The following is a 24,053-nucleotide window of genomic DNA, read 5'->3' on the forward strand; positions in this document are numbered from 1 at the left end:
CGACCACCGACCGACGCCCGCCCTAGGAGCCTCATGCCTGGTCCCGGATACGCGTACTTCGGCGCCGAGGAGCGCCGCAACCTCCTCGACGTCGTCGACGCCTGGCTCGCCACCTCCGACGCGCACTCCCGCCCACCCGGTGTGGACGACCAGGTCCGCCGCCTGGAGCAGGAGCTGTCCGCGCGTTTCGCGAGCCCGCACTGCCTGGCCGTCAACAGCGGCACCTCCGCCCTGCTGGCCGCCCTCGCCGCGCTCGGCATCGGCCCGGGCGACGAGGTCATCGTGCCCGGCTACCTCTACACCGCCTCCGTCTCGGCCGTGGTCTTCGCCGGCGCCACCCCGGTGATCGCCGAGATCGACGACACGCTGACCCTCGACCCGGCCGACGTGCTGGCCCGGATCACCCCGCGCACCAGGGCGATCATGCCGATCCACATGCTCGGCGCGCCCTGCGACCTGACGGCCCTCGGGCAGATCGCCGACGACCACGGGCTGTACCTGCTGGAGGACGCCGCCCAGGCCTGCGGGGCGACCTACCGGGGCCGTCCCGTCGGCACCTTCGGGCAGGCCGGCGCCTTCTCGACCAACATCTTCAAGGTGATCACCGGCGGCGACGGCGGCTTCCTGCTCACCCCCGACGAGCACGTCTTCCAGCGGTCGTACTCCTTCCACCACCACGGCTGGTTCCCCTACGGGCAGGAGACCGGCGACGGCGACCCGCTGTTCGGCCTCAACCTGCGGATGAACGCGTTCACCGCCGCCGTGGCCCGTGCCCAACTCGGCCGCCTGGACGCCGTCCTGGACCACAACCGGACCCTCGCCCGGGCACTGTCCGCCGCGATCCCGGCCCGCGACGGCCTGCGCCCGCGCCCGCTGCACGACGCCGACGGCGACTGCGCGACCCTGCTGGTGTACCTCTTCGACGACGCGGCCGACGCCGACGCCGTCGCCAAGGAGCTCGGCACCCGCACCCTGCTCCACTCGCCCAAGCACTACTACGGCGGCCTGCCCGAATTCGCCGCCCTGATGGCGGGCGACGCCCGCCCGAGCCCGTTCCGCCGGCCGCCCAAGCTGCGGCACGACTACCGGGCCGGCGCGCTGCCGCGGACCGACGCCGTACTCGCCCGCACCCTCGCGCTGACCGTCGGCCTCACCGACACCTACCTGGGCGCCGACTTCGGACTGACCGCGCGCAGCACCCCGGCCGACGTCGGCGCCGTCGCCGAACGGTTCACCACCGCCGTGGCCGGAGTGCTGGGCCGGTGACCGCCGCCGACCTGGCACCCGACGCCGTGGACGCCGACGTGATCGTGGTCGGCGCCGGCTTCACCGGCCTGGCCGCCGCGCACGAACTCGCCCTGGCCGGCCTGCGCTGCCGGGTCGTCGAGGCCGCCGACCGGATCGGCGGCCTGGCCGCCACCTTCCCGGTCGGCGACCGGGAGCTGGAGCGGTTCTACCACCACTGGTTCGACTCCGACCGGGAGATCTTCCGGCTCTGCGCCGACCTCGGCTGCGCCGACCTGATCGAACGCCACCCCACCAGCACCGGCGTCTACCACGCCAACGCGGTCTACCGCCTCTCCAGCCCGCTCGACGTGCTGCGCTTCGCCCCGCTCCCGCCGGCCGACCGGCTGCGGCTCGGTCTGTCGGCGCTGCGGGCCGGCCGGGTGCGGCACTGGCGGGAGCTGGAGTCGCTCACCGCCGAGCAGTGGCTGGTCCAGCTGGGCGGGCGCCGGGCCTTCGAAGTGGTCTGGCGCCCCCTGCTGGAGGGCAAGTTCGGCTCCTACGCCTCCCAGGTCGGCGCCACCTGGATGTGGACCAAGCTGCACCTGCGCGGCGGCAGCCGCTCCCGCTCCGGGCGCGAGGTGCTGCACTACCTGCGGGGCGGCTCCGGCGCCCTGCTGGACGCCTGGCGCGACCGGCTCCAGCGGCTCGGGGTGGAGGTGCGCACCGGCAGCCCCGTGGACGCGGTGCTGGTCGGCGAGCGCGGCGTCACCGGTGTCCGGACCGGCGGGCACACCCTGCGCGCCCCCCGGGTGCTGGTCACCACCGCCCCCGGACTGCTGGCCGGCATGCTGGACGGCGCCGCCGGCGCCCACCCCGCCCTGCCGGGGCTGGTGCGCCGGCTGCGCTCCGTCCCCTACCTCGCCAACCTCTGCCTGGTCCTGGAGAACCGCCGGGCGCTGTCCGACACCTACTGGCTCAACGTCACCGACCCGGCGTTCCCCTACGTCGGCGTCATCGAGCACACCAACCTCGACACCCCGGACCGCTACGGCGGCCGGCACCTGGTCTACCTCTCGAAGTACCTCCCGGTCGACGCCGAGCTGTACCGGATGAGCGACGAGCAGGTCTACCGGCACAGCCTGCCCCACCTGCGCCGGATGTTCCCCCGGTTCGGCGAGGACTGGGTGCGGGGCTACCACGTCTGGCGGGCCGAGCACGCCCAGCCGGTGATCACCCCCGGCTACTCCCGGCGCGTCCCCGAAACCGAGTGCGCCGTGCCCGGCCTCTACATGTCGAGCATGGCGCAGGTCTTCCCCGAGGACCGCGGCACCAACTACGCCGTGCGGCACGGCCGGAGCGCCGGACGGCTGATCGCGGACCGGATCCGCACCCGCGAGCGCGCGGGGCTCCGCACCGCACCGACCGAGGAGGCGGTATGAACGACCTGCTGGACATCGCGGCCGCCGAGAACCTGACCGAGGAACAGGTGCACGCGCTCTACCGGAGCTTCGTCAGCCGCGGCCAGGTCTCCCTGGTCGGCGCGTTCGGCTTCGGGCACGACCTGGCCGAGAGCGCCGAGGGCTGCTGGATCACCCTGCGCGACGGACGGCGCGTCCTCGACTTCACCGGCGGCATCGGCGTCCTCAACCACGGCCACAACCACCCGAGGATCCTCGCCGCCCGCCGGCGCTTCGCCGAACAGGGCCGGATGGAGGTCCACAAGAACTACCTCTCGCCCTACGTCGCCGCCCTCAGCCACAACCTCGCCCGGCTGCTCCCCGGCGACCTGAACATCAGCTACTTCCCCAACTCCGGCGCGGAGGCGGTCGAAGGCGCCGTCAAACTCGCCTACAAGTACCACGGCGGCCGGCGCGGCACCGTGCTGCACACCGACATCTCCTTCCACGGCAAACTGCTCGGCGCGGGAAGCCTCACCGCCTCGCCCGAACTCCACTTCGACTACCCCCGGATCCCCGGCACCGACTTCTTCGGCTACGGCGACCCCGACTCCTTCGCCCTCGCCCTGGAACGGCACCGGGCGCTCGACGGGGCCAGCGACGTCTACGCGGTGGTCCTGGAGCCGTTCAGCGCCTCCAGCCTGCGCGAGAGCCCGGGGGAGTTCCTGCGCGAGGTGCGCCGGCTGTGCACCGAGCGGGACATCGTGCTGGTCTTCGACGAGGTGTACACCGGCTGGGGCCGCACCGGCGCGCTGTTCCACTTCATGCACCACCCCGGGCTGGTCCCCGACGTCGTGACGATGTCCAAGTCCTTCGGCGGCGGCAAGGCCTCCATCGCCGGCTACGTGGCCCGCGAACCCGTCTTCCGCCGCGCCTACGACAACCTCCGGGACGCCACCCTGCACAGCACCACCTACTACGGCTTCGGCGAGGAGACCGCCACCGCGCTGGAGGCCGTCGCCGTCGCCGTCGAGGACGACTACCCGGGGCGCGCCCGCAAACTCGGCGCCGTCCTGGAACCGGGCCTGCGCGACATCGCCCGCCGGCACCCCGCCCTGGTCGCCTCCACCGCCGGAAGCGGCGCCCTGCACGGCGTCTTCCTCAAGGCCGGACCGGCCTCGCTCGACCGACTGCTGCCGCTGCTCCCGGCAGCACTCGGGGGCGACCCCCGGCTGCGGACCAAACTGATCACCGGCGCGGTGATCGCCGCCCTCTACCGCGACCACGGCGTGCTCACCTTCTTCGGCTCCAACCACGGCCTGCCGCTGATCGTCGCCCCGCCGCTGGTCGCCGGGGAACCCGAGGCCGAGACCTTCCTGCGGGCCCTCGACGAGGTGCTCGACCAGGGCCCGGCCCGCCTGCTCGGCCGGCTCGCCAGGGACCTGGCCGCCGGGAGGCTCCGGCCATGAGCGTCGACCTGCTCCTGCGGACCTGGGCGCTGCGCTACCCCGCGCTGCGCGAGCCGGGTGCCCGCGCGGCGGCCCGCGCCCACGTCCTCGGCAGCCTCGGCCGGCTCGCCCCGCACTACCGGGCCGGCCTCACCCTGGCCCTGCGCCTGGTCCCGCCCGCGCTGCTGCTGCTGACCGGCCGCCGCCCCGCCACCGCCCCGCCCGCCGCCCTGCTGGCCGGGCTCCGCCGGGTCGAGCGGCTGCCGCTGCTCGGCATGGCGGTACGGACGGCCGAGACCCTCGCGCTGTACAGCGGGCTCGACGCCGCCACCGCCACCGGCACGGTCACCGCCGTCCTCGTCGAACGGCCCGGCGCCCCCGGCGCCCCCGGCGCCCCGCGGCACCGGCCCGCGCCCAGGACCGCCGACCGGAGGGTCTCCCGATGAGCCGGGCCGCCCGCACGGTCGACTGCGACGCCCTGGTGATCGGCTCCGGCGCCGGCGGCAGCGTCGCCGCCCTCGGCCTGGCCCGGGCCGGCCGCCGCACCGTCGTCCTCGAAGAGGGCCCCCGGGTGACCACCGCCGAGATCGCCGCCTCCACCCCCGCGCAGAACCTCCGCCGCCTCTACCGCCACGCCGGACTGGCCCCCATCCACGGCCGGCCCGTCATCGCCTTCGGCGAGGGCTGCTGCGTCGGCGGCACCACCGTCGTCAACGGCGGCCTGCTCTGGGAACCGCCCGCCGACCTGCTCGACCGCTGGGCCGACCGGGCCGGCACCGACGGCTACCGCCGCACCGACCTGGACCGCCACCTGCGCGAGATCACCCGCCGCCTCGGCGTCGCCGCCCAGCACCCCGGCGACGGCAACCGCGACTCCCGGCTGCTCGCCGACGGCGCCGACCGGCTCGGCTGGCACTGGGCCACGGCCCGCCGCGCCGCCCCCGGCTGCTCGCACGCCAACCGCTGCCCGACCGGCTGCCCCTCCGGCGCCAAACAGAGCATGCTGCTCAGCTACCTGCCCGCCGCCGAACGCCACGGCGCCCGCATCCACCCCCGCACCCGGGTGCTGAGACTGGGCCACCGCGGCCGGACCGTCACCGAGGTGCACGCCCTGGGCCCCGACGGCGAACCGGTCAGCTACCGCCCGCGCACCGTCGTGCTCGCCGCCGGGCCGATCGGCAGCCCCGCCCTGCTCCAGCGCAGCGGCATCCACCGCCGCCGGGCCGGCCGGCACACCGCCGTGCACGTCAACCTCAAGGTCGTCGCCCGCTTCCGCGAGCCCGTCCGGGCCACCCGCGGCACCATCTTCACCGCCCAGCTCCAGCACTTCCAGCACCAGGGCCTGCTGGTGATGCCCGCCAACCTCACCCCCGGCGCCCTCGCGGCCGCGCTCGTCGGCCACCACCCGGACACCGTCAACACCCTGCTCGCGGACCTCGACCGGGTCGCCCTGTTCACCGCCCAGGTCCGGGTGGACGGACCGGTCGCCGTCACCGCTCTGCCCGGCGACCGGACCCTGCTGCGCCACCGGATCACCGCCGCCGACGGCCGCCTGCTGCGCGCCGCGCTGCACCGCACCGCCCGCCTGCTGCTCGCCGCCGGCGCCACCGAGGTCCACCCGCCGTTCCCGGGCCCGCCGCTGCGCACCGAGGACGAGGCCCGGCAGTGCGCCGAACGCAGCGACCTCGCCGACTGGCCGCTGGTCTCCGTCCACGCCATGGCCTCCTGCCCGATGGGCGCGCCGGAGGGCGGCGGACTCTGCGACCCCCTCGGCCGGCCCTACGGCTTCGACAACCTCCACCTCTGTGACGCCTCGGTGCTCCCCGGCGCGACCGGGATCAGCCCCCAGGGCACCGTGATGGCCTTCGCCCACGAGATCACCGAACGCCTGCTGTACCCCACCCGACGGGAGAAAACAGGATGACGCACGACCGAGCACCGCACCGGCCCCCGGGCCTGATCGAACCGGACGGACCGGAGGTGACCTGCGACCTCGCGATCCTCGGCTCCGGCATGGGCGGCGCCACCCTCGCCTACGCCCTGCGCGACTCCGGAGCACGGATCCTGGTCGTCGAACGCGGCGACTTCCTGCCGCGCGAACAGCAGAACTGGAACCCCGAAGCCGTGTTCGTCCAAGGCCGCTACCGCAACGGCGACCAGTGGCAGGACGCCCAGGGACAGCCCTTCCGGCCCGGCGTCCACTACTACGTCGGCGGCAACACCAAGGTCTACGGCGCCACCCTCCCGCGCTTCCGCGAGACCGACTTCGGCCCGGTCGCCCACGCCGAGGGAGACGCACCCGGCTGGCCGGTCGGCTACGCCGACCTGGAACCCCACTACGGCCGGGCCGAGGACCTCTACCGGGTGCACGGCACCCGCGGCGAGGACCCCACCGACCCCTGGCGCTCCACCGACTACCCCCACCCCGCCGTCGAGCACGAGGAGGCCGTCGCCGACCTCGCCCACCGCCTGCGCGGCCAGGGACTGCGCCCCTTCCACCTGCCGACCGGCATCGACCTGCGCGAGGGCGGCGACTGCGTGCGCTGCGGCACCTGCGACAGCTTCCCCTGCCTGCTCGGCGCCAAGAGCGACGCCGACGTCCGGGCGCTGCGCCCCGCCCTGGCCGCCGGCGTCCGGCTGCTCACCCGCACCCTGGTCGGCCGGCTGTACGCCGACGCCGGCGGACGGGTGACGCACGCCGTGGCGACCCGGGACGGCAAGGAGCTGACGATCCGCGCCGAACGCTTCGTGCTCGCCTGCGGCGCCGTCAACACCGCGGCGCTGCTGCTGCGTTCGGGCCTGGCCAACGGCTCGGGCCGGGTCGGGCGCAACTACATGGTGCACAACAGCACCTTCCTGGTCGCCGCCGATCCCGCCCGCCGCAACCGGGCGGTCTTCCAGAAGACCCTGGGCCTGAACGACTGGTACCTCGCCCGGGGCGGCCGCGCCCCGCTCGGCAACGTCCAGATGCTCGGCAAGCTCCAGGAGCCCATGGTGCGCGCGGCCCGGCCCAACGTGCCCGCCGCCGTCCGCCGCTTCGTCACGAACCGCAGCCTCGACCTCTACCTGACCAGCGAGGACCTGCCGACCCCGGACAACCGGGTCGTCCTGGACGGCGCGGGCCGGATCACCGTGCACTGGCGGCCCAACAACCTCGGCGCCCACCGGGAACTGGTCCGGCGCACCACCCGCTCGCTGCGCGCGGCCGGCTACCCGCTGGTGTTCACCCGGCGGATGGGCATCGAGGTCAACTCCCACCAGTGCGGCACGGCCGTGATGGGCACCGACCCGGCCACCAGCGTGGTCGACCCGGGCGGCCGCACCCACGAGCACGACAACCTCTGGGTGGCGGACGCCTCGGTCTTCTGCTCGTCGGCGGCGGTCAACCCGGCCCTGACCATCGCCGCCAACGCCTTCCGGATCGCCGGGGGAGTGCTGGTCTGATCCGCTAGCCGGTCCGGTCCGCGGCCTGCCGGCCCGTCTCCGGCAGGTCGCGGGCCAGCAGGTCGCGGGCCAGCAGGCCGGCGCCCAGGCAGCCGGCCTCGTAGGCGAGTTCGGCGTGGCGGAGCTCCGGCATGACCTGGAAGGCCAGCCGGGCGGCCAGGCGTTCGCGCAGCGGGGTGAAGAGCAATTCGCCGGCGCCCGCCAGGCCGCCGCCGAGGACGATGGCGGAGGGGTCGAAGAGGGTGACGGCGACGGCCAGCGACTCGGCCAGTACGTCGACCGCCTCGGACCAGACCCGGACCGCGTCGGAATCGCCCTTGCGGGCCAGTGCGGCGACTTCGGCGGCGTCCGCCGGCCCGTCGGGGCCGGTGCCGGCCAGCTCGCGGTAGTGGCGCAGCACGGCCGGTCCGCCCACGATGGTGGAGACGCAGCCGAGCTGCCCGCACCCGCACGACTCGCCGCCCGGTCGCACGATCAGGTGCCCGAGCTCGCCCGCCTGCCAGTGCGCCCCGCCGAACGGCTTGCCGCCGATCATCACGGCGGCGCCGACGCCGGTGCCGATCGGCACGAAGAGGAACACCTCGTGGCCGCGGCCCGCGCCGAGCCTGGCCTCGGCGATGCCGCCGGCCCGTACGTCGTGCCCGAGCGCCACCGGCACGCCCGCGTGCTCGGCCACCAGGGCGCGCAGCGGCACGTCCCGCCAGCCGAAGGAGGCCGAGAAGACGGCGACGCCCGCCCGCTCGTCGACGATCCCGCAGCTGGCCACGCCGACCGCGCGGACCGGCGTGCCGCGCTCCTCGGCGTCGGCCTGCGATTCGGAGACAACGTCCAGCAGGGTCCCGATCACGGCCTCGGCCCCCCGCTTGGCCCCGGTGGGCCGGCGGGTGGTGGCCAGCGTGGTGCCGTCCGGGCCGAACAGGGCGGCCTTGACGACGGTGCCGCCCAGGTCCACGCCGAGGACGGCACCGTCGTCGGCCGGACTCGTGCGCGGACTCACTCGGCGAGCTGCTTGGTGCTGAACGGGATGACGACGCGGTGGTTGACCTCGTCGCCGTGGACCGGGTGGCCGTCGGGGGAGAGCATCGAGTAGGCGGTGACCTTCGCGCGGTAGATCCGGATCGGGGCGTCCCCGTCGAAGTCCTGCGGCGGGCGGAAGCGGCGGGCCCGCGCCGCCTCGTCCGGGTAGCGCCGCCGGTAGTACAGGTCGCAGCCCTCGGCCAGGTCCTCGCCCTCCAGCACCTCGGCCCGCGCCAGCGCGTAGAGGGCGTCGCCGCCCCCGCCGGCCGGGTTGGAGTCGTAGATCGTCAGCGAGACCACCGGGTTGGCCGCGATGTTGCGCGAGTGGAGGGTGTCCAGGCCCGACTGCCAGTAGAAGCGGTCCTCGTCGTCCCAGGCGTGGGCCACCGGGGCCACCCACGGGACGGCGTCCGGCGAGGCGGTGCCGAGGGTCAGGTAGCGGGTGGAACGGAGGAGTTCGCGTGCGGTGGTGCAGAGTTCGTCGTCCGAGCTGGGCACAGTGCCTCCGGTTCGGTGTCGGTTGCTCCACCGGGCGTCCAGCGGCCGGGCGCCGGGACGCCGGTTCTTCGCGTCCTCACTGTACCGACGCCCGGCGTTGGTCAGTAGAGGGCCGCGCCGTCATGGCGCGGGAAACGGGCTGAGGACGGTCTGCACCGCGCCCTCCCGGGCGACGTTGACGACACTGCTGCGGCTGACCCGGCTGAAGTAGCCGAGGACGGTGTGGTCGAGGACGGCGACGCACAGGTCCCGGGTCAGGGCGCCGACGGTGGCGGGGGCGACCCGTTCCTGGACCAGCCAGCCCCGGTGCCGTGGCGAGCCCACCAGCTCGGCCCAGTCCTCCGGGCGGTGCTCGCACCCGAGGCGCACGCTGTTGCCGAAGTACCCGTAGGGGGCCTTGAGGACCAGCCGGGTGCGCTCGGCGACCGCCTGCGCGACGGTGATGCCGTCGCCGAGCTTCCGGCTCCACGGCACGATGGTCCGCAGGGTCGCGCGATCGGCGGGCGGGAACAGGTGCTCGAAGCGGGGATCGGACAGGACCGCCAGGCAGAGCTTGTTCTCCGCCACCCACCGCTGGGCGAGGACGTTGGGGATGACGAGGTCGCCGTCGGTCACCGCCGCGCAGAACCGGTCCCAGCCGTGGACGGGGGCCGGATCGGCCGGGATGTGTTTGAGGTAGCCCAGCCGCGCGCCGTCCCCGGGCGAGTAGTCCGACGGAAGGCGCGTGACCGTCGTCCGGCCGCCGCGCCGGAACTGCTCGGCGATCAGGTGCGGATCGGGGTTCCTGCCGGCGGTGCGGTAGACGCCGATGTGCCGGGTCTGTTCCTCGGTCAGGCCGCGGGCCCGGCCGTGGGCGAGCAGCCAGGAGGTGAACCAGTCCTCGTCCTCGAAACGGCCGGCGGGCACCCGCCATTCGTCGAGGAGCGCGCCGATCTCGGGCGTCCGGCGCCAGAGCCGGGCCAGGGTGCCGCACTCGATCACGCCGCCCGGGCTGCTGGCGTTGAACTCCAGGACGCGTACGGTGCCCAGCCGGTCACCGAACAGGTCCAGCCGGCAGAAGTCCACGGTCAGGGACTCCGGGCGCCTGTGACGGACGATCCAGCGGTGCAGGACCGGCGGCACTGCCAGGAAGCGCTGGAGGGCCGGGTTCTCGGGATAGGCCCGCACGATCCGCTGGAGACACTCGACGGCGGTGAGGACCCGCTGCCGCAGGACCGGCTCGGCCTCCGGGTGCAGGACGCTGATGGCCGGGGCCACCGGCAGGGGCCGCGCGGATGCCGGGGTGATCCCCTCATCCACCGCCCGGCAGACCGTGGCGTGCGCCCTCAGCAGCGCCGCGTGCCGGGGACGCGCAGTCGCGCCCGAATCGGTGGTCAGATCGCGGGCGGGGTCGAGGAGCGGGAGGTCGTCCATCGTCCGGTCCTCAGAGGTAGAGCGGGTGGAGGCGGCCGCTGCGGGCGACGTTGAGCCGCGCCTCGTGGCCGGTGCGGACGAAGGCGGAGACCAGCCGGCCGTCCACGGCGCCGAGCGCCAGGTCGTGGTGGACGGGCGGTCCCTCGGGGCCGCCGCGCAGCCGCGGACTCGGCAGGTACTCCTGGACCAGCCAGCCCCCGGACGCGGCGTGGCCGACGGCCTCCGCCCAGGCGGCCCCGCCCGTCTCCGGGCCGACCACCACGCCGCGGCCGTTGGCGTCCAACGGGCTCTTGAGGACGTACCGTTCGCGCTCGCGGGTGATCCGGCGCACGGTCGGGGCGTCGCAGAGCGCGAGGTTGCGCGACCAGGGGACGGCCGGCCGGACGAGCCGGTGGTCGGCCGGGTCGAAGAGGTCGGCGAAGCGCGGGTCGGAGAGGACGGCGAGGCAGAGCTTGTTGTCGCCGATCACGCGGGCGCGCAGGCCGTTCTGGACGAACAGCGCGCGCTCGCGCACGGCCCGCAGGTACGGGCCCAGCTCGCCGGCCAGCTGACCGAGGTCCCGCATGCTGATCTTGGCGTAGGCGTGCCGGACCGGCTCTCCGTCCAGGGTCGCGCCGCCGTCCGGCCCGGTGCGCAACTCGCGCGGGTCGGCGTGCAGGACGCGGACGCCGAGGGTGCGCAGACCGTCGTCGTAGGACCGGACGGCGTTGCGGTCGGCCCGGTGCGGATACAACAGCGCCATGGCATCGGGCCGTTGGCCGCTCTCCCGCTCGGCGAGGTCGAGCAGCCAGCGGCCGGTCCACGCGGCGTCGTCGGCGGGCAGCGGGCGGGGCAGGCCGATGCCGTGCCGGGTGAGCAGCGGCCGCCAGGCGGCCCGGGCCAGGCCGACCACGGCCAGTCCGCCCGGGCCGTTGGCGTTGGTCTCCAACACGCCCAGCCGGCCGTCCGGTTGGGGCAGCAGGTCGAGCCGCAGCAGATGCACCCGGGTGTCGCGGGCGGCCGCCGCCTGGGCGCGCAGCGCCTCCGGGAGGGTGAGCACCTCGCGCAGCCGGGGATCGTGCTCCCAGGCGGCCACGACGGCCTCGACCATCCGGTGGTAGGCGGCGGTGAAGGCCGCCAACTCCTCGCGCAGGCCCGGCCGCAGCCGCAGCGGGAGCCCGAGCGGTCGCGCCCTGCCGGCGGCCGGGTCGCCTACCGTCTGGGTGGCGGCGAGCGCCCGCCCCTCCGCCGTCGCGCCAACCGTCGCCACCTTCCTGGTGAACTCCTCGTCCATTCCCGACCAACCGTCACCACCGGCCCCGATGCCGTCAGCCATGCGCGGGATCCCGCCCCTCAACTGGTGGAACGCCCGGATGGCGCACCGAGGGTAGTGGTACCGCTACTCCGCTCCAAGTAGGCATTGGTCCAGACCTATTGACGGGCCTTGCCGTCGCTCCTACGATCCGGACCGGCACATCCCCACATGTCCCCACCCAGAGCCGGGCGTCGCGCCCCCACAGCGACGCTCATGTCCATGACGCCCGGCGGGAAGCGAGCACAGCATGTTCCGTCGGAGGTCGCGTACCCCACAGCCGCAGCGTGCGGTCGTGGAACGCGCAGCGCAGACGCACCGGACCCTCGGCACCCAGCCCGGAGCGAGCCTCGCGCGGCGCTCCCTCGCCGCGCTGAGCGCGGCCGTCGTCGTCGGTGCCGGAATCGCCGTGGCCGGTACCGTCACGGCCGGGGCCGCCACCCCCAACCTGGTCGCCAACCCCGGTTTCGAGAACGGGCTCTCCGACTGGAACTGCGCCGGCGGCGTCGGCGCGACCGTCGGCAGCCCGGTGCACGGCGGCACCTCGGCGCTCCAGGTGACGCCGACCGGCCAGGACACCGGCCAGTGCACCCAGACCATCAGCGTGCAGCCCAACTCCCAGTACACGCTGAGCGCCTACGTCCAGGGCAGCTACATCTACCTGGGCGCCACCGGCACCGGCCTCACCGGTTCGACGTCCACCTGGACGGCGAGCAGCGCGTCGTACAACAAGCTCAGCGTCTCGTTCTCCACCGGGGCGAACACCACCTCGGTGAGCGTCTTCCTGCACGGCTGGTACGGGCAGCCCGCGTTCTTCGCGGACGACGTGGAGCTCGCCGGCCCCGGCGGCACCACCACTCCGCCGACCACGCCGCCCACCACCCCGCCCACCACCCCGCCGACGACGCCTCCCACGACGCCGCCGACCACCCCGCCGACGACGCCTCCCACCACGCCGCCCACCACCCCGCCGGGCTCCACCTGCCCGACGAAGCCCAAGCCCGCGGGCAAGGTCCTCCAGGGCTACTGGGAGAACTGGGACGGCGCCTCCAACGGCGTCCACCCGGGCATGGGCTGGACCCCCATCACGGACAGCCGGATGGCCGCGCACGGCTACAACGTCATCAACGCCGCCTTCCCCGTGATCCTCTCGGACGGCACCGTCCTGTGGGAGGACGGCATGGACGCCGGCGTCAAGGTCTCGACCCCCGCCGAGATGTGCCAGGCCAAGGCCGCCGGCGCGACGATCCTGATGTCGATCGGCGGCGCCGCCGCGGGCATCGACCTCAGCTCCAGCACCGTCGCCGACAAGTTCGTGGCGACCGTCGTCCCGATCCTGAAGAAGTACAACTTCGACGGCATCGACATCGACATCGAGACCGGCCTCTCCGGCAGCGGCAACATCAACACGCTGTCCGCCTCGCAGAGCAACCTGATCCGCATCATCGACGGCGTGCTCGCCCAGATGCCGGCCGGCTTCGGCCTGACGATGGCCCCCGAGACCGCGTACGTCACCGGCGGCAGCGTCACCTACGGCTCGATCTGGGGCTCCTACCTGCCGATCATCAAGAAGTACGTCGACAACGGCCGCCTGTGGTGGCTGAACATGCAGTACTACAACGGCAGCATGTACGGCTGCTCCGGTGACTCCTACCAGGCCGGCACCGTCCAGGGCTTCACCGCCCAGACCACCTGCCTGAACAACGGCCTGACCATCCAGGGCACCACCATCAAGGTGCCCTACGACAAGCAGGTCCCCGGCCTGCCGGCCCAGCCCGGCGCCGGCGGCGGCTACATGGCGCCGAGCCTGGTCAGCCAGTCCTGGGGTGCCTTCAGCGGCCAGCTGAAGGGCCTGATGACCTGGTCGATCAACTGGGACGGCTCCAAGGGCTGGTCCTTCGGCGACAACGCCAAGTCCCTCCAGGGCCGTTGATGCCGAGCTGACCGAGCTGACCTGACCGACGCGTGAAGCAGGGCCCCGGGAACCCGCCATCGGCGGACCCGGGGCCCTGCCGCGCCCGCTCTCACCGCCGGGCCGGGGCGGGCAGCGGCAGCAGGACGTGGAAGGTGCAGCCCCGGCCGGGGGCGGTGTCCAGGGTGATCCGCCCGCCCTGGGCGGCGACCAGGGCCCGGGCGATGGCGAGGCCGAGGCCGGAGCCGCCGGTGGTGCGGTCGCGGGAGTCGTCGGTGCGGTAGAAGCGGTCGAAGACCCGTTCGCGCTCGGCGGGGGTGAGGCCGGGGCCCTGGTCGGCGACCTCCAGGACGGCGTGGTCCCCGACCGTGCCGACGCCGATCCGCAGCGGGGTGCCGGGCGGGGTGTGGGTGACGGCGTTGCCGATCAGATTGGTGACGACCTGGCGCAGCCGGGCCTCGTCGGCGACGGCGGGGGCGTTGGACGGCTTGCCGCCGCCGGGGCCGGTGAGGGTGACCGGGCGGGTCTTGTCCAGCGCGCGGACGTCGCGCAGGGCGTCGGCGGCCAGCGTGCGCAGGTCCATGGGCGCGAGGTCCAGGGCGAAGGCCGGTTCCGCGCCGGGGCCGCCCGCCGGGTGGTGGGCGTCCTCGTCGAGGCGGGCGAGCAGGAACATCTCCTCGACCAGCCGGGCGAGGCGGGTGGACTCCGCGGCGATCCGGGTCATCGTCCGGTCGAGGTCCTCGCGGGTGGAGAGCGCGCCCATCCGGTAGAGGTCGGCGTAGCCCTTGATGCCGACCAGCGGGGTGCGGAGCTCGTGGCTGGCGTCGGCGAAGAAGCGCCGGGTCCGTGACTCGGCCTCCGAGCGGGCCCGGAACGCCGTGTCGATCTGGCCGAGCATCTGGTTGAGGCAGGCCGCCAGGTGCCCCACCTCGGTGTGCGGGGCGGCCAGTTCGGGGACCCGACGGGAGTAGTCGCCGTCGGCGATCGCGGTCGCGGTCTCCTCGATCCGGGTCAGCGGGCGCAGGCCCGAGCGGACGGCGAACCAGCCGACGGCGGCCAGCACCGCCAGCAGCGCGGTCCCCATGGTCAGGGAGAGGTTGCGGGTCTTGGCCACGGTGCGGTCGACCTCGTCGAGCGCGGTCGCCACGACGACGGTGCCCCGGGTGGCGGGCGGGTCCGGCGCGATGAGCTGGGCCGGCTGGGTGAGGGCGACGACCCGCCAGGCGCGGTCGTCCTGCTGCGAGGGCACGGTGAAGGGGCGGCCGCCGTGGGCGACGACGGCCGCCCGGTCCAGCCGCGGCAGGTCGGGGCCGCCGCCGGGCGGCGCGGGGCTCACGTCGAACGCCCGGCGGAGGGCGCCGTCGTCGTCGAGGTAGGTCACGGTCGTCTCGCCGAGGACGCCGAGGGCCTGCACACCGGTCGGGGTGCCGGTGCCGGCGGGCGGGGAGAGGTGGGCGGCGATCTGCCCGGTCAGCACCAGCCGGTCGTCGACGCGGTCCTGGAGGTAGCCGTGCAGCGCGCCGGCGACCAGCACGCCGGTGCCGAGCAGGCCGACGGCGACCAGGGCGATGGAGAGGCAGAGCAGACGGGTGCGGAGCGACAGGCCGCTCAGCCCGCGCCGGAGCGCGCGCGGGAAGCGCCGCACCGGCGCGGGCGTCGGAGCCGGCGTCACGACCGGGGCCCGCGCAGCACGTAGCCGACCCCGCGCACGGTGTGGATGAGCTTGGGCTCGCCCCCGTCGACCTTGCGCCGCAGGTAGCTGATGTAGGTGTCGACGATGCCGGCGTCGCCGCCGAAGTCGTACTCCCACACGCTCTGCAGGATCTGGTTCTTGGACATGATCCGTCCGGCGTTGGTCATCAGGAAGTGCAGCAGCCGGAACTCGGTCGGGGACAGCCGCACGCTCTGCCCCGCCCTGGTCACATGGTGGCCGTCCGGTTCGAGCTCCAGGTCGCCGACGGTGAGCCGGACCGTCTGCTCGCCCCGGGTGCGCCGCAGCACGGCGTGGATCCGGGCGATCAGCTCCTCCAGGTCGAACGGCTTGGTGAGGTAGTCGTCGCCGCCGATCCGCAGGCCGTGCAGCAGCGCCTGCCGGTCCTCGCGGGCGGTGACGAAGAGCACCGGCACGTCGCCGCCGCGCCCGGGGTGGTGCGCCCGGGGCTGGGCGCGCAGGCGGCCGATCACCTCGAAGCCGTCCATGTCGGGGAGCATGACGTCGAGCAGGACGAGGTCGGGGGTGCGCCGGGCGGCGAGGTCGAGCGCCTCCCGCCCGGTGCCGGCCGCGTCGACGTCGAAGCCGGCGTAGCGCAGCGCGGTGCGCAGCAGTTCCCGGACGGTGGGCTCGTCGTCGACGACGAGCAGGTGGTCCGGTCGCTCACCCGTGGGTCGGGCCGGGGGGGTCGGTACCGCCATGGTGTGGATTGCCGCCTTCACGGACTGGGCTGAGTGGGGTCCTCCCAGCATCACATGCTCAGGACGCCGGGCCGGAGGAGCCCCGGGAGGAGCCCGAGCGGGCCAGGACCCGGGCGGTGACCGGCGCGGGAGCGGCCGCCGCGGTGTCCCGGCGCCGGGCCCGCCGCTGCTGGAGGCGGATGCCGCCGTAGCCGGCGGCGGAGGCCAGGACGACCGCGGCGAGCGCGGACAGCCCCGGGCTCCCGTCGAGGCCGGCGGTCACGCCGCCCATCTCCCGGCCCATCACGCTGATGCCGATGCCCAGCGACGCCCGGGCCGCCAGTGGCAGCAGGAGGACCGGCAGGCCGACCGCGATCCCCAGCCGCATGGCGATCTCGGTGTTCCGGCCGAAGACGGCCTGCGCCTCCTCCTTGCGGGTGCGCGCGGGGGTCCGGGCCGCCGCGAAGTAGCCGGCGAGCACCGCCAGGACCGCCGCGAACAGCAGGCCGACCAGCCAGAGCGGGACGCCGGCGCCCGACCAGCCGGTGAGGTCGACGGACCGGTCCGCTCCCGCCCCGCCGTCCTCGCCGCCTGCGCCGAACCCGCCGAACATCCCGCCGCCGGTCGGCCTGACGCGCTGCATCCCCGCCCCCCACGGCGTGCCCAGCCCGGCGGTGAGCAGCACCACGAGCAGGTTCGGGCCGATCAGCAGCAGGGCCCCCGCCGCCTTGGCGGCCTGCTCGCGGCCGCTCAGGGCGGCGAGACCGGCCAGCAGGGCGAGGGCCAGGACCGAGCAGCACAGCACGGCCGCGATCCCGCTCAGCGCGGACGTGACGCCGTGCCACGATGTCCGCCCCTGCCCGAGGGCGAGGTGGCGCGAGAGCGTCGTGCGCCGGGCCGCGACGCAGCCGATGCCGAGGACGACGCAGACCCAGAGCAGGCCGAAGAAGACGGTCACCGCGACATCGGTGCCGAAGGCCACCGAGGACAGCGAGTCGGCGAGGCCGCCCCCGTCACCGCCGAACCCGCCGAAGCCGCCTCCGCCGAACCCGCCGAAGCCGCCTCCGCCACCGCCCTTGCCGAACCGTTCCGTCACGCCCTCGGGCAGCTTCGCCGTCCCGTGCGCGGACCCGGCCAGCAGCGGGAAGACCACCGCCGCGGCCGCCAGCGCGCCGCCGAACCGGGCCCAGAGCAGCTCCGAGGCCGGCTGCGGCCGCCGGTACAGGGGCCGGAAGAAGCCCAGTGCCAGGACGGCCGTGCCCAGGAAGGTCACCGTCAGCGGCATCATCGAGACCGTGCCGGTCAGGCCGAGGTCCAGGCCACCGCCGCCGCCGAGCAGCCCGCCGAGGCCGCCGAGCGCGTCCCCGCCGTCCCCCTCACCGGCGTCGGTGGAGGGAGCCGTCGTCAGCGTGATCCCGCCGCCGAAGGCCATGCCCATCACGGTCGGCACCAGCCGGGCGGCGGGAGCGATCGCGCCGGCGCCGAGCAGGGTGAGCGCCGCCCAGGCGGCGGCGGCCATCGCCACCGCGGCGGCCAGGGTGGCCAGCGCGCCTTCGAGGGCGTTGCGCCAGAGCGCGCGGGCGGGAGCGGGGCGTGGTGCGGCGGGGCGGGTCCGGGTGGCGGACACGAGCGGCCTCCTGTGGGCGGTCGGCGGGGACGGTCGGAGCGGGCGGACGGCTCAGCCGGCGGGCGTACGGCCGGCGGTGCCCGGCGCGGGTTCGAGGGCGGGCGGCGCCTCGGAGGCCCCCGCCGGCCCGGGGGCGCGCCCGAGGCGCTCACCCTCGACGTCGAGGTCGGGAAGCACCCGGTCCAGCCAGCGGGGCAGGCTCCAGGCGCGGCGGCCGAGCAGCGCCAGCACGGCCGGGACGATCGCCATCCGGACGACGAACGCGTCGAGCAGGACGGCCGCGGCGAGGCCGAAGCCGATGGTCTTGAGCATCTGCTCGTCCGAGCCCATGAACGAGCCGAACACCGCGATCATGATCACCGCCGCGGCCGTCACCACCCGGGCGCTGTGCTCGAACCCGCTGACCACGGCCTGCCGCGGCGCCTGCCCGTGCACATACGCCTCGCGCATCCGGGTCACCAGGAACACCTCGTAGTCCATGGCGAGGCCGAAGACGACGCCGACCATGAAGATCGGCATCATCGACATCACCGGCCCCGGCTCGGCGACACCGACCAGCCCGCCGAGCCAGCCCCACTGGAACACCGCGACCACCGCGCCCAGCCCGGCCAGCACCGACAGCAGGAAGCCCAGCGCGGCCTTGAGCGGGACGAGCAGCGACCGGAAGACGGCGATCAGCAGCAGGAACGCCAGGCCGACCACGAGCGCCAGGTAGGGGAGCAGCGCGTCGGACAGCTTCTGCGAGACGTCCACGTTCATCGCGGTCGACCCGGCGACGAGCACCCGGGCACCGCTCTCCCCGGCGAGCGCCGGATCACGCAGCGCGTGCACCAGCTCGGCGGTCTCCGCGCTGCTCGGCGAGGTGACCGGGACGACGGTCAGGACCGCGGTGCCGCCGGACCCGCTCAGCCTCGGCTGCCCGACCGCGACCACGTCGGCCCGGCCGCGGATCCGCTCGGCGACGTCCCGCGCCGCGGCCTCGGCGCCGCCGTCCGCCTGGACGACCACGGTCAGCGGCCCGTTGTAGCCGGGGCCGAAGCCCTCGGCGACCAGGTCGTAGGCGCGGCGCTGGGTGGTCGAGGCGGGCTTGCTGTCGTCGCCCGGCAGCCCCATCTCCAGGGAGGCCGCCGGAACGGCGACCCCTCCGAGCAGCACGACCCCGCCCAGCAGGACGGCCGCCGGGCGCCGCATCACGAACCGGGCCCAGCGCACGCCGAGCCCCGCCGCGCGCGGCCCGTCGCCGTCCGCCTTGCGGCCCCGCCGGCGGGGTGCCCCGATCCGCCGGCCGCAGATGCCGAGCAGGGCGGGAATCAGGGGGACGGCGATCAGTACCGCCAGCACGACCGTGCCGGCCGCGGCGAGGCCCATTTGGGTCAGCAGCGGGATCCCCACCACGGACAGGCCAGCGAGGGCGATCACCACGGTCAGGCCGGCGAACACCACCGCCGACCCCGCCGTCCCCACCGCGTGGCCGGCCGCCTCGGTGCGGTCGCGCCCCCGGGCGAGCTCGGCGCGGTAGCGGGAGACCACGAACAGCGCGTAGTCGATGCCGACGGCCAGACCGATCATGGTGGCGAGCCCGGTCGTCGTCGAGCCCAGTCCGAGCGGTTCGGCCAGCACCCGGATGGCCAGTCCGCCGATGCCCACCCCGAGGACGGCGGTGAGCAGCGGAAGCCCGGCCGCCAGCAGCGAGCCGAACGTGACGACCAGCACCACGGCCGCCACCGCCAGGCCCAGGGCCTCCGAGGAGTGCCCGCCGGGCGTGGCGTTGACGGCGTTGCCGCCGACCTCGACGGACAGCTCCGGGGTACGAGCCCGGTCCACGGTCGCCATCAGCGCGTCGCGCGAGCCGTCCTCCAGCTTCGACGCGGGCACCCCGTAGGAGACCTGCGCGTACGCGGTGGAGCCGTCCTCGCTCACCGACCGGGCGGTGAACGGGTCGGTGACCCGGACGACCTGCGGGTCGGCGCCGAGCGAGCGGACCGTCTCCCCGATCGCCTCCCGGGCCCCGGCGTCGGTGACCTTGCCGTCCTGCGCCCGGAAGACCACCCGGGCCGTCGCGCCGTCGGCGTTCAGCTCCGGGAAGTCCTCCGCCAGCACGTCGTAGGCCTGCTGCGCCTGGGTGCCGGGCATCGAGAAGTCATTGGGCGGCGGGGCGGGCGCGCGTGCGGCGAGCACCCCCGCTCCCAGCAGCAGTCCCACCCACAGCAGGGCGACCAGCCAGTGCCTCCGGAAGGAGAACCGGCCGAGTCGGGAAAGGAACGTGGCCACAGAGGGCTCCACATCGGTTCGAGGCGGATCGGAAGACCGCACCGAAGCTGTCAGCCCTCTCTGACCGCCCCCGAAGAGAATCTGTGAGCCCTCTGAGAACTCCGCCCGCCGCCCTCTGCCCGCCACGACCGGACCAGGGCGGCTCCCGCCCGGCCGGCCGATATTCACAGGAGGCTCTGTGAAGCAGCGGGTCAGCCGCGCCGGAGCAGGGCGGGCGGTTCGCCGCCGCCGCCGACGAGGCGCGCCCGGGCGGGCAGGACCCGGCGGGGCGGGACGTCGGGGACCTCGGGGTCGGGCTCGGCGACGCCGTCGGACCGCAGCGCGGTGCTCATACGGGATCCTCCTCGTACCGGACGGGGGACGGTTCCGGTTCGGTCTGCGGCGTCCGGGCGCGGTGCGGCAGCAGCAGCGGGCTCGCCAGGATGAGCACGCCCGCGACCGCGATGGCGGTGCGGGGGCCGGTGACGCCGGCGAGCAGTCCGCCGAGCGCGGTGAGCACGGCGACGGCGGTCTGCTGGGCGATCGACCAGGCCGTCAGGGTGCGGGCGACGAGTCGCTGGGGCGTGCGTTCGAGCCGATAGGTGGCGAGCACCGGGTTGTACAGGCTCATGTGGACGATGATCGCCAGCTCGACGGCGATCACGGTGACGAGGCCGGCCACCCCGGGGCGCACGAAGGCCAGGCCGATCAGCCAGACGGCGCGTAGTGTGCCGACCACCCGGAACACCCGGTGCCGGCCGTGCCGGGCCACCACGCGGCGGGCCAGCCGGGAGCCGATCAGCCCGCCGAGGCAGGGGGCGGCGAAGGCCAGGCCGTACTGCCAGGGCTCGAAGCCGAGCGGGCCGAGCAGCAGCACCGCCAGCAGCGGTTCGGTGGCCATGATCAGACCGGAGACGAGCATGGCGTTGAGGCAGAGCGCCCGCAGACCGGGGTCTCCCATGATGTGCCGCCAGCCGTCGAGCACCGCGCCCGCCCTGATCCTGCCCCCGCCCCCGCTTCCGGTCCCGCTTCCGCTTCCGCTCCCGTCGGCCGGGCGCGGTGCCGGTGCCTCCTCGTGGTCGCGGATCGCGGTGATGCCCAGCGCCGACAGCAGATAGCCGGCCGCGTCCGCCACCACCGTGATGACCGGCCCGAACAGGCCGATCGCCGCCCCGCCCAGCGGCGGCCCGACCGCGATGGAGCTCCAGTTCGTGGACTCGAACCGCGCGTTGGCCACCAGCAGGTCCTCCGGTCGGACCAGCGTCTTCAGATAGGCGCCGACGGCCGCGCCGAACGCGATCTTGGCAGCGGCGACCACGGCGGAGACCACCAGCAGCTGGACGAAGCCGAGCCGCCCGAGGGCGTAGGCGAGCGGGACCGACGCCATGGCCGCGCACCGCACCAGGTCCGCCGCGATCATCACCGGCCGCTTGCGCCGGAACTCCACCCACGGCGCCAGCGGCAGCGCGATCAGCGCGCCCACCGCGGGCCCCACCGCCGACAGCGCCGACACCTCGGCGGGACCGGCGTGCACCACCAGCACGGCGATCAGCGGCAGCGCCCCGAACCCCAGCCCCGACCCGTAGGCGCTCGCCGCGTACGCCGCCCACAGCCAGCCGAACCGCCGGCCCAGCGCTCTCCTGCCCGTCACGCCGAGCACCCTCCCCGCTACAAACAATCGTTGTCAGCGGAGAGCCAATCGGCTCGGAGAACCACAGGTCAAACAACCGGATCACCCATCGTCCACAACCATTGGTTGTCCACTAAGGTGGTCCGCCATGGACCTCGAAGCCGTACGCACCTTCGCCGCCGTCGCCGGGTCGGGCCAGTTCCAGCGGGCCGCCGCCGACCTGTCGGTCACCCAGCAGGCCGTCTCCAAGCGCGTCGCCGCGCTGGAGCGCGACCTCGGGGTGCGACTGTTCAGCCGCACCCCGCGCGGCGCCGAACTCACCATCGACGGGCAGGCCTTCCTGCCGCACGCGCGCGAACTGCTGCGGGTCGCCGAGCGCGCGGTGGCCTCCGTGCACGCCGGCCGCCGGCCGCTGCGCGTCGATGTGCTCAGCTCCCGCGGCGCGGGCTCCGGCCTGCTGCGCGACTTCCACCGCGCGCACCCCGGGACCGAGCTGGACGTGGTGATGCTGCTGGAGATCGAGGCCGCCGTCGACGCCATCCGCTCCGGAACGATCGACGCGTCCTTCCGGGCCGTCGCCGTGCCCGGCCGGCCCCTCCCCGAGGACATCGCGTCCGTCCGGGTGGCCGACGAGCCCCTCCACCTGCTCACCGGCCCCGGGCACGCGCTGGCGGACGCCCGGTCGGTGACCCTCGCCGAGCTCGCCGGGCACCGGATCTGGATGCCCGGTCTGCTGCCCGGCTCCGAGTGGGCCGCCTACTACGAGGACCTGGTCGCCGGGTTCGGCCTCACCATCGAGGCGACCGGCCCCAACTTCGGCTCCGACGCCCTCCTCGACACCGTCGCCGACACCCCGGCGCTGGCCACCTTCATGGGCGGCCTGACCCGCCTGGTCTGGCCCGCCGGCCACGGCCTGCGCCTGATCCCGGTGACCGACCCCGCGCCCGTCTACCCGCACTCCCTCCTCTGGCACCGCGACAACCCCCACCCGGCCCTCACCGCCCTCCGCGACCACCTCGCCACCGCCTCGCCCGGCCACGACGCCCCCGGCACCTGGCGGCCGGACTGGGTGCTCCCGCACTGACGGTCCGGCATGCCACCCTCGGCCCGCGGTCGGTACGGAAGCCGTCACGGCTGTCGCCCCCGGGCGGGTCGCGCGGCGGAACCGGTCAACTCCCGTGCCACGCCCGTAGGCTGGCGGGCATGGCATGCCGCATCACCGAGCTGGTCCTCGACTGCGCCGACCCCGGGCGCCTCGCCGCCTTCTGGGGCGAGGTGCTCGGCTACGTCGAACTCGGCCGGGAGGAGGACGGCAGCATCGAGATCGGGCCGCCCGGCGGGGGCCCGCAGCCCACCCTGATCCTCAGCCCCGGTACCGACCCCCGGCCCGGGAAGCTGCCCCTGCACCTCGACGTCAACGCCACCGACCGCGACCAGGCCGCCGAACTGGAGCGACTGCTCGCCCTCGGCGCCCGCGCCGCCGACGTCGGCCAGAGCGGCGAGGAGAGCCGGCACGTCCTCGCGGACCCCGAGGGCAATGTCTTCTGCCTGCTGCGCAGCCGGGTCCCGCCCGTCTGAGCGGCGAGGCGCAGCCCGTTCGCCGCCGACAGCGGTCGCACGGCCCTGTTCGACGACAGCGGCACCGACCTCCTCCCGGGCACCCCGGCGCCGACGGGTGGCGGGTCCACGTCCGCTCGCCGACCAGCGGGTGACGGACCGCCGTCCGGCCCACCGGCTCCGCGTCAGACGGTGTACAGGCCGTGGGCGGTGAACACGGCGCGGGCCGCGGCGGTCTGGTCGGTGGTCGGGACCGGGGTGCCGGCGAGCGGGAAGTCGAGGCCGAGGGCGCTCCACTTGGCGGCGCCGAGCTTGTGGAAGGGCAGCACGTCGACGCGGGTGACGTTGCCGAGCGAGGCGGCGAAGGCGGCGACGCCCTCGACGTTGGCGGCGGGGTCGGTGAGGCCGGGGACGAGGACGAAGCGGAGGTGCACCTCGGTGCCGAGGCCGGCCAGCCGCCGGGCGAAGTCCAGGGTGGGGGACAGGTCCCGGCCGGTCACCCGGCGGTACAGCGCGCGGTCCCAGGACTTGATGTCGAGCAGCACCAGGTCGGTGTCGGCCAGCAGGGCGTCGCCGGCGCGGGCGCCGAGGTAGCCGGAGGTGTCCAGCGCGGTGTGCAGCCCGAGCTCGTGCTTGAACCGGTGCAGCAGCTCGCCGGTGAGGGCGGGCTGGAGCAGCGGCTCGCCGCCGCTGACGGTCGCGCCGCCGCCGGAGGCCCGGATGAAGTCGGTGCACCTGGCGGCCTCCCGGACGACCTCCCCGGCGGTGACCTCGCGGCCGTCGGCCAGGTAGCGGGTGTCGGGGTTGTGGCAGTACTGGCAGCGCAGCGGGCAGCCGGCCAGGAAGGCGACGAAGCGGGTGCCGGGGCCGTCGACGCCGGTGGACAGGTCCCAGGAGTGCAGCCTGCCGGTCACCGGCGCGGTGGGGGCGTGGTCGGCCATGGGGTTCTCC

At 75.0% G+C, this 24,053-nt stretch carries 20 protein-coding genes; 9 read left to right on the forward strand and 11 right to left on the reverse strand.

What is annotated here, in order from left to right:
* Positions 1 to 33 precede the first annotated feature (33 nt).
* Genes ABTX81_RS06770 through ABTX81_RS06795 form a run of 6 tightly spaced genes read left to right on the forward strand, consistent with a single transcriptional unit; the run spans position 34 to position 7,516 of the window.
* Positions 34 to 1,266: a DegT/DnrJ/EryC1/StrS family aminotransferase gene (locus ABTX81_RS06770; RefSeq protein WP_350542072.1), complete on the forward strand. Its 1,233-nt coding sequence runs from the start codon at positions 34 to 36 to the stop codon at positions 1,264 to 1,266.
* Positions 1,263 to 2,666 carry an NAD(P)/FAD-dependent oxidoreductase gene (locus ABTX81_RS06775; RefSeq protein ID WP_350542073.1) on the forward strand — a complete coding sequence of 468 codons (1,404 nt, stop codon included), beginning with the start codon at positions 1,263 to 1,265 and terminating at the stop codon, positions 2,664 to 2,666. The genes ABTX81_RS06770 and ABTX81_RS06775 overlap by 4 nt, the downstream gene beginning before the upstream one ends.
* A complete protein-coding gene (locus ABTX81_RS06780) occupies positions 2,663 to 4,093 on the forward strand; it encodes an aspartate aminotransferase family protein (protein WP_350542075.1) in 1,431 nt (476 codons plus the stop codon). Before ABTX81_RS06775 ends, ABTX81_RS06780 begins: the two co-directional genes overlap by 4 nt.
* On the forward strand, positions 4,090 to 4,518 hold the full coding sequence (locus tag ABTX81_RS06785; RefSeq protein WP_350542077.1) for a hypothetical protein: 429 nt from the start codon (positions 4,090 to 4,092) through the stop codon (positions 4,516 to 4,518). Before ABTX81_RS06780 ends, ABTX81_RS06785 begins: the two co-directional genes overlap by 4 nt.
* Entirely contained in the window at positions 4,515 to 5,996 is a 1,482-nt protein-coding gene (locus tag ABTX81_RS06790) for an FAD-dependent oxidoreductase (RefSeq protein WP_350542079.1), read from the forward strand. The genes ABTX81_RS06785 and ABTX81_RS06790 overlap by 4 nt, the downstream gene beginning before the upstream one ends.
* Positions 5,993 to 7,516: a GMC oxidoreductase gene (locus ABTX81_RS06795; protein WP_350542081.1), complete on the forward strand. Its 1,524-nt coding sequence runs from the start codon at positions 5,993 to 5,995 to the stop codon at positions 7,514 to 7,516. Before ABTX81_RS06790 ends, ABTX81_RS06795 begins: the two co-directional genes overlap by 4 nt.
* A 4-nt stretch (positions 7,517 to 7,520) precedes the next feature.
* On the opposite strand, the gene ABTX81_RS06800 is transcribed toward ABTX81_RS06795, so the two are convergent.
* The 4 genes from ABTX81_RS06800 to ABTX81_RS06815 all read right to left on the reverse strand — a co-directional run bounded on the left by ABTX81_RS06800 (position 7,521) and on the right by ABTX81_RS06815 (position 11,759).
* On the reverse strand, positions 7,521 to 8,513 hold the full coding sequence (locus ABTX81_RS06800) for an ROK family protein (RefSeq protein WP_350542083.1): 993 nt from the start codon (positions 8,511 to 8,513) through the stop codon (positions 7,521 to 7,523).
* A complete protein-coding gene (locus ABTX81_RS06805) occupies positions 8,510 to 9,031 on the reverse strand; it encodes a pyridoxamine 5'-phosphate oxidase family protein (RefSeq protein ID WP_350542085.1) in 522 nt (173 codons plus the stop codon). The genes ABTX81_RS06800 and ABTX81_RS06805 overlap by 4 nt, the downstream gene beginning before the upstream one ends.
* 120 nt (positions 9,032 to 9,151) lie before the next feature.
* Positions 9,152 to 10,444: a hypothetical protein gene (locus ABTX81_RS06810; RefSeq protein ID WP_350542087.1), complete on the reverse strand. Its 1,293-nt coding sequence runs from the start codon at positions 10,442 to 10,444 to the stop codon at positions 9,152 to 9,154.
* A gap of 10 nt (positions 10,445 to 10,454) precedes the next feature.
* On the reverse strand, positions 10,455 to 11,759 hold the full coding sequence (locus ABTX81_RS06815; protein ID WP_350542089.1) for a hypothetical protein: 1,305 nt from the start codon (positions 11,757 to 11,759) through the stop codon (positions 10,455 to 10,457).
* Positions 11,760 to 12,030: 271 nt separating this feature from the next.
* Between ABTX81_RS06815 and ABTX81_RS39620 the strand changes: the two genes are divergently transcribed.
* Positions 12,031 to 13,668 carry a carbohydrate binding domain-containing protein gene (locus tag ABTX81_RS39620; protein WP_502892715.1) on the forward strand — a complete coding sequence of 546 codons (1,638 nt, stop codon included), beginning with the start codon at positions 12,031 to 12,033 and terminating at the stop codon, positions 13,666 to 13,668.
* Between the two features lie 91 nt (positions 13,669 to 13,759).
* Here the strand turns inward: ABTX81_RS39620 and ABTX81_RS06830 are convergent, their stop codons facing one another.
* The 6 genes from ABTX81_RS06830 to ABTX81_RS06855 all read right to left on the reverse strand — a co-directional run bounded on the left by ABTX81_RS06830 (position 13,760) and on the right by ABTX81_RS06855 (position 21,566).
* The gene (locus ABTX81_RS06830; RefSeq protein ID WP_350542091.1) at positions 13,760 to 15,292 is read right to left on the reverse strand and encodes a sensor histidine kinase; all 1,533 of its coding nucleotides are present in this window, start codon (positions 15,290 to 15,292) and stop codon (positions 13,760 to 13,762) included.
* A 23-nt stretch (positions 15,293 to 15,315) separates the two neighbouring features.
* The gene (locus ABTX81_RS06835) at positions 15,316 to 16,059 is read right to left on the reverse strand and encodes a response regulator transcription factor (protein ID WP_350542093.1); all 744 of its coding nucleotides are present in this window, start codon (positions 16,057 to 16,059) and stop codon (positions 15,316 to 15,318) included.
* A gap of 58 nt (positions 16,060 to 16,117) precedes the next feature.
* On the reverse strand, positions 16,118 to 17,665 hold the full coding sequence (locus ABTX81_RS06840; protein ID WP_350542095.1) for a streptophobe family protein: 1,548 nt from the start codon (positions 17,663 to 17,665) through the stop codon (positions 16,118 to 16,120).
* Between the two features lie 51 nt (positions 17,666 to 17,716).
* Positions 17,717 to 19,936 carry an MMPL family transporter gene (locus ABTX81_RS06845; RefSeq protein WP_350542097.1) on the reverse strand — a complete coding sequence of 740 codons (2,220 nt, stop codon included), beginning with the start codon at positions 19,934 to 19,936 and terminating at the stop codon, positions 17,717 to 17,719.
* A gap of 191 nt (positions 19,937 to 20,127) precedes the next feature.
* The gene (locus tag ABTX81_RS06850; protein WP_350542099.1) at positions 20,128 to 20,268 is read right to left on the reverse strand and encodes a hypothetical protein; all 141 of its coding nucleotides are present in this window, start codon (positions 20,266 to 20,268) and stop codon (positions 20,128 to 20,130) included.
* Positions 20,265 to 21,566: an MFS transporter gene (locus ABTX81_RS06855; protein WP_350542101.1), complete on the reverse strand. Its 1,302-nt coding sequence runs from the start codon at positions 21,564 to 21,566 to the stop codon at positions 20,265 to 20,267. The genes ABTX81_RS06850 and ABTX81_RS06855 overlap by 4 nt, the downstream gene beginning before the upstream one ends.
* 127 nt (positions 21,567 to 21,693) lie before the next feature.
* Here ABTX81_RS06855 and ABTX81_RS06860 point away from each other — a divergent pair, with 127 nt between their 5' ends.
* Positions 21,694 to 22,629, forward strand: a complete 936-nt coding sequence (locus ABTX81_RS06860) for a LysR family transcriptional regulator (RefSeq protein WP_350542103.1) — start codon at positions 21,694 to 21,696, stop codon at positions 22,627 to 22,629.
* Between the two features lie 119 nt (positions 22,630 to 22,748).
* On the forward strand, positions 22,749 to 23,123 hold the full coding sequence (locus ABTX81_RS06865) for a VOC family protein (RefSeq protein WP_350542105.1): 375 nt from the start codon (positions 22,749 to 22,751) through the stop codon (positions 23,121 to 23,123).
* Between the two features lie 164 nt (positions 23,124 to 23,287).
* Here the strand turns inward: ABTX81_RS06865 and pflA are convergent, their stop codons facing one another.
* Positions 23,288 to 24,043, reverse strand: a complete 756-nt coding sequence (gene pflA / locus ABTX81_RS06870) for a pyruvate formate-lyase-activating protein (RefSeq protein ID WP_350542107.1) — start codon at positions 24,041 to 24,043, stop codon at positions 23,288 to 23,290.
* Positions 24,044 to 24,053: the final 10 nt, after the last annotated feature.

The sequence above is a fragment of the Kitasatospora sp. NPDC097605 genome, from assembly GCF_040302725.1.
GTDB lineage: Bacteria > Actinomycetota > Actinomycetes > Streptomycetales > Streptomycetaceae > Kitasatospora.

Coding starts and splice junctions, on each gene's coding strand:
- ABTX81_RS06770 (WP_350542072.1), top strand. CDS start 34: ATGCCTGGTCCCGGATACGCGTACTTCGGCGCCGAGGAGCGCCGCAAC.
- ABTX81_RS06780 (WP_350542075.1), top strand. CDS start 2,663: ATGAACGACCTGCTGGACATCGCGGCCGCCGAGAACCTGACCGAGGAA.
- ABTX81_RS06785 (WP_350542077.1), top strand. CDS start 4,090: ATGAGCGTCGACCTGCTCCTGCGGACCTGGGCGCTGCGCTACCCCGCG.
- ABTX81_RS06790 (WP_350542079.1), top strand. CDS start 4,515: ATGAGCCGGGCCGCCCGCACGGTCGACTGCGACGCCCTGGTGATCGGC.
- ABTX81_RS06795 (WP_350542081.1), top strand. CDS start 5,993: ATGACGCACGACCGAGCACCGCACCGGCCCCCGGGCCTGATCGAACCG.
- ABTX81_RS06810 (WP_350542087.1), bottom strand. CDS start 10,444: ATGGACGACCTCCCGCTCCTCGACCCCGCCCGCGATCTGACCACCGAT.
- ABTX81_RS06815 (WP_350542089.1), bottom strand. CDS start 11,759: ATGGCTGACGGCATCGGGGCCGGTGGTGACGGTTGGTCGGGAATGGAC.
- ABTX81_RS06835 (WP_350542093.1), bottom strand. CDS start 16,059: ATGGCGGTACCGACCCCCCCGGCCCGACCCACGGGTGAGCGACCGGAC.
- ABTX81_RS06850 (WP_350542099.1), bottom strand. CDS start 20,268: ATGAGCACCGCGCTGCGGTCCGACGGCGTCGCCGAGCCCGACCCCGAG.
- ABTX81_RS06860 (WP_350542103.1), top strand. CDS start 21,694: ATGGACCTCGAAGCCGTACGCACCTTCGCCGCCGTCGCCGGGTCGGGC.
- ABTX81_RS06865 (WP_350542105.1), top strand. CDS start 22,749: ATGGCATGCCGCATCACCGAGCTGGTCCTCGACTGCGCCGACCCCGGG.
- pflA (WP_350542107.1), bottom strand. CDS start 24,043: ATGGCCGACCACGCCCCCACCGCGCCGGTGACCGGCAGGCTGCACTCC.